7 protein-coding genes, 1 tRNA gene and 1 riboswitch are annotated in these 6229 nt (G+C 40.9%); of the genes, 6 read left to right on the top strand and 2 right to left on the bottom strand.

The window, feature by feature from the left end:
* Positions 1 to 2 precede the first annotated feature (2 nt).
* From F986_RS12215 to panD, 5 genes are all read left to right on the top strand, one after another.
* Positions 3 to 77, top strand: a tRNA-Gln gene (locus F986_RS12215).
* Positions 78 to 113: 36 nt separating this feature from the next.
* Positions 114 to 1067, top strand: coding sequence for a ribose-phosphate pyrophosphokinase (locus tag F986_RS12210; protein ID WP_004695513.1), 954 nt, complete (start codon positions 114 to 116; stop codon positions 1065 to 1067).
* Between the two features lie 101 nt (positions 1068 to 1168).
* Positions 1169 to 1465 carry a 50S ribosomal protein L25 gene (gene rplY, locus F986_RS12205; RefSeq protein ID WP_004695511.1) on the top strand — a complete coding sequence of 99 codons (297 nt, stop codon included), beginning with the start codon at positions 1169 to 1171 and terminating at the stop codon, positions 1463 to 1465.
* Between the two features lie 18 nt (positions 1466 to 1483).
* On the top strand, positions 1484 to 2065 hold the full coding sequence (gene pth, locus F986_RS12200) for an aminoacyl-tRNA hydrolase (RefSeq protein ID WP_004695508.1): 582 nt from the start codon (positions 1484 to 1486) through the stop codon (positions 2063 to 2065).
* A 143-nt stretch (positions 2066 to 2208) separates the two neighbouring features.
* Positions 2209 to 2589, top strand: a complete 381-nt coding sequence (gene panD / locus F986_RS12195) for an aspartate 1-decarboxylase (protein ID WP_004695506.1) — start codon at positions 2209 to 2211, stop codon at positions 2587 to 2589.
* A 63-nt stretch (positions 2590 to 2652) separates the two neighbouring features.
* Here panD and F986_RS12190 read toward each other — a convergent pair whose 3' ends face one another.
* Positions 2653 to 3255 (bottom strand): GDYXXLXY domain-containing protein, encoded by a 603-nt coding sequence (locus tag F986_RS12190; RefSeq protein ID WP_004695504.1) that lies wholly within the window; start codon positions 3253 to 3255, stop codon positions 2653 to 2655.
* Positions 3252 to 5036: a DUF2157 domain-containing protein gene (locus F986_RS12185; protein ID WP_004695501.1), complete on the bottom strand. Its 1785-nt coding sequence runs from the start codon at positions 5034 to 5036 to the stop codon at positions 3252 to 3254. Before F986_RS12185 ends, F986_RS12190 begins: the two co-directional genes overlap by 4 nt.
* Positions 5037 to 5300: 264 nt before the next feature.
* Positions 5301 to 5463: riboswitch (FMN riboswitch) on the top strand.
* A gap of 105 nt (positions 5464 to 5568) precedes the next feature.
* On the opposite strand from F986_RS12185, the gene ribB reads away from it, so the two are divergent.
* Positions 5569 to 6228 (top strand): 3,4-dihydroxy-2-butanone-4-phosphate synthase, encoded by a 660-nt coding sequence (gene ribB / locus F986_RS12180; protein WP_004695499.1) that lies wholly within the window; start codon positions 5569 to 5571, stop codon positions 6226 to 6228.
* The last annotated feature ends 1 nt before the right edge of the window (position 6229 follow it).

Genomic DNA, 6229 nt, shown 5'->3' with positions numbered 1-6229 from the left:
TTAGGGGTATCGCCAAGTGGTAAGGCACCGGTTTTTGATATCGGCATCCGTTGGTTCGAATCCAGCTACCCCTGCCATCTAATTCCTAAATTGCCAACCGCCAAGGGTGCTTCATGCCCAATCTTGTCGTTTTTAGTGGATCTGCACATCCACAATTCGCCCAAAAAGTCGTAAGCCACTTGCACATCCCTTTAGGTGCTGCATCTATTGGTCAATTTTCTGACGGTGAAATTGCTGTCGAAATTACTGAAAATGTTCGTGGTAAAGACGTATTTATCGTACAACCTACTTGTGCCCCAACGAATGATAACCTAATGGAAATCCTCGTTATGGCTGATGCTTTGCGTCGTGCAAGTGCTGGTCGTATTACCGCAGTGATTCCTTATTTCGGTTATGCGCGTCAGGACCGTCGTCCTCGTTCATCACGTGTTCCAATTACTGCAAAAGTCGTCGCAGATATGCTGACAACTGTAGGAATTGACCGTGTGGTAATGATCGACCTTCACGCTGACCAAATCCAAGGTTTCTTCGATATCCCTGTAGACAACATCTACGGTACACCAGCGCTTTTAGCTGACCTTCGTCAACAATCACATGACAACCTCATGGTGGTTTCTCCTGACGTTGGCGGTGTCGTTCGTGCACGTGCTGTTGCTAAACAAATGGGCGATATTGACCTTGCTATCATCGACAAACGTCGTCAAAAGGCAAACGAATCACAAGTCATGCACTTGATTGGTGATGTTAAAGGCCGTGACTGCGTGATCGTAGATGACATGGTGGATACTGCAGGTACTTTATGTAAAGCTGCTGATGCATTGAAAACATTTGGTGCGCGCAAAGTGGTTGCTTATGCAACTCACCCTGTTTTATCAGGTAAAGCTATCGAAAACTTGAAAAACTCTGTGATTGATGAATTGGTTGTTACAGACACAATTCCTCTTTCTGAAGAAGCTCAAGCTCTTGGTAAGATTCGCCAAGTTTCAGTTGCGAGTATGGTTGCTGAAACAATTCGTCGTATTAACAACGAAGAATCTATTAGCGCAATGTTTGATTCTTATCTATAATATAGCGCTGAATTTTAAAAGCCCTGCCCAGTGCAGGGCTTTGTCTCACTAGGTCGGTCGCAGATCTAGTTTATTTAAAACTTAAATTAAGGATGTCTATCATGGCAAACTTCGTATTAAACGCTCAAGCGCGTGAAGCAGCTAACCAAGGGAAAGGTGCGAGCCGCCGCCTTCGTCACGCTGCTCAAGTTCCAGCTATCATCTACGGTGGTGCTGCTGAACCTGTAGCTGTTACTTTAGAACTTCGCGAGCTTGTTAAAGCTTTAGAAAACAACGCTTTCTTCGAAGAAGTTGTTGAAATCAAAGTTGGCGACAAAGTTGAAAGCGTTAAAATCAAAGCGTTACAACGTCATCCAGCTAAAAACACGCCTATGCACGCTGACTTCGTTCGCGCATAAGTGTTATTGGTGTAATTAGTGTCAAATATTTCACTGATTGTTGGTTTGGGCAACCCAGGTTCTGAGTATGCTCAAACCCGCCATAATGCAGGCTTTTGGTTTGTTGAACGCCTTGCAGAACAATATGGCATTACGCTTAAAAAAGACCCAAAATTCAATGGAATGAGTGGGCGTGGTAATATCGAAGGTCAAGACGTCCGTCTGCTATTACCCACAACCTTTATGAACCTTGTTGGTAAAAGTGTTGTTCCCTTCGCAAAATTCTACAATATTGCTCCAGAAGCAATACTGATTGCTCACGATGAACTGGATATGAACCCTGGTGTCATTCGCCTAAAAACAGGTGGTGGTCATGGTGGTCATAATGGTTTACGTGACATAGTTCCTCATATCGGTCCAAACTTCCATCGCTTACGCATTGGTATTGGTCACCCCGGTTCAAAAGAACGTGTTTCAGGACATGTCTTAAGCAAAGCACCAAGCAATGAACAAAATTTAATGGATGACGCAATCCATCACGCATTGGCTCGCACTAAAATGCTGGTGAATGGTGAGATTCAGCCTGCCATGAATCAAATCAATGCTTACAAACCAAACTGATTAGTCAAAAAAATGTTGAACCATGCTGCTTGCCATACTGTCATTTTAAAGGCAAAATGCGCTTGCCTGATTGCTTATCCAGCAAGTTCAGATTGATTCAACCATAAGATAACGATCTTAGGTCCACTCAGGAGACGCTAGCCATGCTATCTCGTTTATTAAAAGCAAAAATCCACCGTTGTGTTGTTACTCAAGCTGAACTTCATTATGAAGGTTCATGTGCAATCGATGGTCTTTTATTGGATTTAGCCGGTATCCGCGAATATGAAGAAATTCACATGTGGAACGTGACTAATGGTAAGCGTTTCAGTACCTATGCAATTCGTGGCGAAGAAGGTTCTGGCATCATTTCAGTCAATGGCGGTGCAGCACATCAAGCCGATGTAGGCGATTTAATGATTATTGCTACCTTTGGTGATTTTACAGAAGCTGAAGCAAATGCACATAAACCACGTTTAGTTTATGCAAATCCAGACAATACTGTAAGTCACATGGCAAACTGTATTCCAGTACAAGTGGCTTAAGCTCAATAAATTAAAAAATCCGCTGCGTGCGGATTTTTTAATGAGTAGAATAATGCAATTGGATCAATTCTGAGCAGTACGAAATCCGCTCAACCAATCTCGTTTGCTCTCACAGCCTAAATCTTGTAGCTGATCACCTTTCAATGCCGTGAGTATCGCATTGCCCTGCTCATCGACTTTAAACTCAGCATATTCTGCCTGCTGATAACAATCCGCTAAACCTTCTGCAAACAAAAAACTTCTCGACGCAGGATAAAGGCCGTTATAGCGATTATTCGGGTTTTGTAAAATCAGTCGAGCTGTACGAACATTTTTCGGCAACTCAAAATAGCTATGTATCACGCGCCCCTGTGAATCGAGTTCAACATAAGTGAGCACTGAAGACTTGTTCTTAATCACTTCATCAAAATAATGACCTGAAAAAACCTGATCTTCTTGATTGCTGTTGGCTTGGCTGGTACTTTCTGGACTCAAATGCTGATGCGCAAAATAAAGTTGATAATTTAGCGCCATATAATCCCCCTGAATAATCGAACGCGGGTCTACAGGTTGCAAACGCACATATATGGTTTGACTATTGTTTAAGTGCCATTCATTTTTAAAGATCAAGCCTAAAAATACCGCGATACTGAGTAGTGCCAAAGTAAGAGGAATCATTTTCTTCATACGTCCAACTCCTCTTTTTGCTTAAATATCTTCAAGCTCAATGTTAGCAAAAGCAACATCAAGCCAGACAGGAACATGCTTAAACTTTTAATTAGAAAGGTCACATCAAGGGAATAATATAAAAACCCTAAAATTACAGCAAAAGTTGCCAGCGCAAATCCATAGATCACTTTATCTTGTGTTTTTAATGCCCATGAAATGATGGCCAAACAAATAAAAATATCGAAATAACCATAAAAAATCAGCCCTACTGCAAAAGCAGTCAAAATAAAATGCGCAAATAAATGAAACTGCTTTTGAATATGTAAAAAGACAAAAAGTACAAACCATAAAATCGGTAAGCCAAAAGCCAATATAGGAATGTGCTCAATTTTCGCTAATTCGTATTTCCCAAATAAAGTATAAAAACCCATAGAAAATAGAATAATGCCAAGTGCCGCAAGCAATAAACTGCGTTGATATTCAGTTGGCTGTATGAATTTTATGGCTAGAATTCCCAGATAAAAAACATAATTCCAAAGTGCTAAATAAACAAAATTTTCAACAATATTATGCCAACTGAGATGTGCATTAATATCCCAAATGCACGCCACACCTGCTGCATATAAACCGAAAATTTGAACAAAGACAAAGAACCAATGTGTTCGCATAAAATAAGCGAGTACTAGCATCGCCAATTGTAACAATAGAATAGGAAGAATTTGATTCATTAAATCAACGGTGTGAAAAATCACAGCAATTTGTCCTGCAACCCAGAGACAATAAGCAAATTGTCTTAAAAACAAACTTTGTTTAGCTTTTAACAAATAAGCCGCCAAAGCCACAAAGACAATGCCCATAAGCAAAGAGAAATTCCCCCAAAAGGTCAGCATCAACGTAGCAAAGACGATGCCCGCAATCCAAGCTCCCACAGCAAGTGGAATAGCATTGAACCGACTATGTGGAATAAATTTAATCAACATGTAAGTGATGAAAGCAAACCACGCAAAAATAATCAGTGCGATAAAAAATAATTCAAAAATTTCATTCTGACCAAACCACTCCGTCACCGCCTTCACAATGATCAAGGTAAAGCTAATGCCCAAGCCAACGGCTGAAAGTGCGCTACATAGCTGATCTTTATTTTGATAATAGTAAGCCAGTGAAATGCCCAACAAGAGAAAAGACACTGTGAAATAAAGAATGCTTTTATCCGCATAGAGATACATCGCCATATGCCAAATCGAGAGAATGGCAAACCATAGTAAGAATAAATAACGAAGTTTCGAATAATATTTATTGCAGAAATAGAATTGAATCAGTGCAAATACATGAATACTGATTAAAAAGAGATCTGGATATTGATCCCCACAAAAGGTTTGTATAAAAAACAGAAACAGTGCCAACTGGCTGGTAATACATAAAAGGAAAAATACACCGATATTCGGACGATATAACCACGGTAAAAGCAGCACAGACCAAAGTAGAAATAATAAATAGCTATCAGCACCCGTTTGATAAATTTGACCAATCACAGCCAGACTTAAACCAATCATCAAACCACAGATACTATGTAAACATTGCACTAGAAAATCATGTTTTGTCAGCCACAAGCTGCAAACCGCACTGAGGAATAATAACAACTGAGGAATAGCCAGCTGAATAGCCTGTGGCAACATAAACCAATTGGCGGCAATCAAATACAACATACTGAGCGCGATGAGTGTAAAACCAAAAACTTGCAGATGCTTGATGAAGGATTCAGCACTCCAAGGGTAATCATATTGTTGAATTTTGATCAATTCTAACTCCTCACTCTTACTTTTATCTTGATCATTTCAAACCATTCAAACTATAGAAAAACTTCTTATTCATGTTTATGGTTTTTCTCAGATATTCATTCTTGGACATTAAACTCATACTAAGTGAAATCATACACAGAGAGTGTTGGTCTTTAGCAAACCAATAACATAAACAACGCTATAGCAAAATTTGTTCTATGTATAAAACTGATCATTCTAAAACTCCCCCTGTTTTTCTAAATATTTAGCACTATAATGGATTTACATCGCTTCAGGGCGGGGTGTAATTCCCCACCGGTGGTAAGTTCAGTTGAATGACTCAGACTGAATCAGCCCACGAGCCAGCCAAGCAGAAATCATCTGTTTGGCTCGCAGATTTGGTTCAATTCCAAAGCCGACGGTATAGTCCGGATGAAAGAAGACGACGTGACCAATAGAATCTCAGGTGCAAACCTGTGAGGATTTATTGCTACGCCAATTTTTCAAAGTCCTGAAATGTTCAACCGTACTTCAATTTTACGCGAGCGTTTCAATGTCTAGTTTGATTCAACCCGAAATTTTCTTTTCAGCCCTTTCTCCAGCTGAACAACGTATCCAACAAGCTTTAGAAGATATCCGCCAAGGCAAACCTGTTTTGGTGATGGATGACTTTGACCGGGAAAACGAAGCCGACCTCATTGTGGCTGCTGAAACCCTCACCGTCGAAACAATGGCACGTATGATTCGTGATGGTTCTGGCATTGTCTGTTTATGTCTGACCGATGAATTGGCCGATCACTTAGACCTTGTGCCAATGGTGTCAGATAACTCAAGTCAGTTTAAAACTGCATTCACGGTGACCATTGAAGCTGCAACTGGCGTGACCACAGGTGTGTCTGCGCAAGATCGCACCACCACAGTCAAAGCAGCAATTAAAGATGGGGCTGTTGCCAGCGACTTAAACCGCCCTGGTCATGTATTCCCTCTTCGTGCACGCCAAGGCGGTGTGCTCACCCGTCGTGGTCATACCGAAGGTACCATTGATTTAGCACGTTTAGCAGGCTTAAAGCCAGCAGGTGTCTTGTGTGAACTGACCAATGCCGATGGAACTATGGCCTCTGGCATTCAAGTGTTGGCTTATGCGCAAACGCATCAGTTGACGGTGATCACCATTGAAGAATTGGTGCAGTATCGCATTAAACACGGAGTTTAAT

The sequence above is a fragment of the Acinetobacter johnsonii CIP 64.6 genome (assembly GCF_000368045.1).
Taxonomy (GTDB): domain Bacteria; phylum Pseudomonadota; class Gammaproteobacteria; order Pseudomonadales; family Moraxellaceae; genus Acinetobacter; species Acinetobacter johnsonii.
Note: the sequence above shows the minus strand (reverse complement) of the source record. Positions and strands in the feature narration are given on the sequence as shown.

What these genes read in the sequence shown, in the direction of transcription:
- panD (WP_004695506.1), top strand. Translation starts at nt 2,209, where the DNA reads ATGCTATCTCGTTTATTAAAAGCAAAAATCCACCGTTGTGTTGTTACT.
- rplY (WP_004695511.1), top strand. Translation starts at nt 1,169, where the DNA reads ATGGCAAACTTCGTATTAAACGCTCAAGCGCGTGAAGCAGCTAACCAA.
- F986_RS12190 (WP_004695504.1), bottom strand. Translation starts at nt 3,255, where the DNA reads ATGAAGAAAATGATTCCTCTTACTTTGGCACTACTCAGTATCGCGGTA.
- ribB (WP_004695499.1), top strand. Translation starts at nt 5,569, where the DNA reads ATGTCTAGTTTGATTCAACCCGAAATTTTCTTTTCAGCCCTTTCTCCA.
- F986_RS12210 (WP_004695513.1), top strand. Translation starts at nt 114, where the DNA reads ATGCCCAATCTTGTCGTTTTTAGTGGATCTGCACATCCACAATTCGCC.